A 1,925-nucleotide genomic window follows, 5' to 3' on the forward strand; every position below is an offset into this window, starting at 1 on the left:
ACAGTCACGGATTTTGCGAGATTTCTGGGCTGGTCGACATCCGTGCCCATGATGACGGCGGTGTGATAGGCGATGAGCTGGACGGGAATGGCGTAAACCATCGGGCAGATGGTTGCGGCCATTTCCGGCACGATCAGCTTCTGCACCGCATCCACATGCGCGGCCTGCGCGCCCTTGGGGTCTGTCACCAGAATGATCTGTCCGCCACGGGCGGCCACCTCCTCCATGTTCGAGACGGTCTTCTCGAAAATGTGGTCATGGGGGGCGATCACCACCACCGGCATGGTCTCGTCCACCAGCGCGATCGGCCCGTGCTTCAGCTCTCCGGCCGCATAGCCCTCGGCATGGATGTAGGAGATCTCCTTCAGCTTCAGCGCCCCTTCCAGCGCCAGCGGATAGGCCGGGCCGCGGCCCAGATAGAGAACGTCCCGCGCCTTCGCCAGCGTGCGCGAGAGGATCTCGATCTGCGGACCCAGCTTCAGCGCCTCGCTCATCAGGCGGGGCGTTTCCATCAGCTCATGCACCAGACGCTGCTCGTCATCGGCGGAAAGGGTGCCATTGGCCCGCCCCAGCGCCACCGCAAGGCAGGCCAGCGTCGCCAGCTGGCAGGTGAAGGCCTTGGTGGAGGCCACCCCGATCTCCGGCCCGGCAAGGGTCGGCAGAACCGCATCCGCCTCGCGCGCAATGGTCGAGGTCGGCACATTGACGATCGCCACCACCTTCTGTCCGCAGGCCTTGGCATAGCGCAGCGAGGCCAGCGTGTCCGCCGTCTCGCCTGACTGGGAGATGACGATGGTGATGCCATCATCCGCCAGCGGCGTTTCGCGATAGCGGAACTCGGAGGCGATATCGATGCTCACCGGAATGCGGGCGAAACGCTCGATCCAGTATTCCGCCACGGCCCCGGCATAAAGCGCGGTGCCACAGGCGGTGATGGAGATGTGCCGCACCCCCTTCACGTCGAAGGGCAGCTCGGGCAGGTTCACCGTATCGCTCGACAGGTCGAGATAATGGCCGAGCGTGTGGCCGATGACCTCGGGCTGCTCGTAGATTTCCTTGGCCATGAAGTGGCGATGGTTGCCACGGTCCACCAGCAGTGCCCCGGCCGGCACGATCTGCACCGCGCGCTCGACAATGACCCCATCCTCATTGCGGATCTCGACCCCGGCGCGGGTCATCACCGCCCAGTCCCCCTCTTCCAGATAGGCGATGCGGTTGGTGAGCGGGCCAAGGGCGATGGCGTCCGAGCCGAGGAACATCTCCCCCTCGCCATAGCCGATGGCCAGCGGCGAGCCCCGGCGGGCGGCGATCATCAGGTCATCCTGCCCGTCGAACAGGAAGGCGAGCGCGAAGGCCCCGCGCAGGCGCGGCAGCACATGGGCCACCGCCTCCGCCGGGGCATGGCCGGCCAGCAGCTCGCGGTCCACCAGCTGGGCCACCACCTCGGTATCGGTGTCGGAGATGAAGCTCACGCCCAGATCGAGGAGGCCCTGCTTGAGCTCGCGGAAATTCTCGATGATGCCGTTATGCACCACCGCCACGCGCCGTGTGGCATGGGGGTGGGCATTGCGCTCCAGCGGCTTGCCATGGGTGGCCCAGCGGGTATGGCCGATGCCGCTGCGCCCGTTGAGGGGGTGGCGGGAGAGCTTGATCTCGAGATTGCGCAGCTTGCCCTCGGCGCGGCAGACCTCGAGATGGCCATTTTCCAGCGTGGCGATGCCTGCGGAATCATAACCGCGATATTCGAGGCGATGCAGGCAGTCCACCACATGAGATGCCACCGCACCCTTCCCGAGAATACCGACAATCCCACACATAGGCCAAAGCTCCACCACTTGCCGGCCGCGCCTCAGGGGAATCAGGGCAGCAGCCTTTACCTTCTCTACCGGCAACACCTCCGACGGAGGAATCAATTCATCTTGCCG

1 protein-coding gene is annotated in these 1,925 nt (G+C 65.2%); it reads right to left on the minus strand.

Annotated elements, in window-relative coordinates:
* On the minus strand, positions 1-1,817 hold a 1,817-nt coding region (gene glmS / locus ACT6QG_RS00005; RefSeq protein WP_444975566.1), incomplete at its 3' end, for a glutamine--fructose-6-phosphate transaminase (isomerizing).
* Positions 1,818-1,925: the final 108 nt, after the last annotated feature.

It is taken from the genome of Haloleucobacter ellipsoideus (assembly GCF_052491725.1).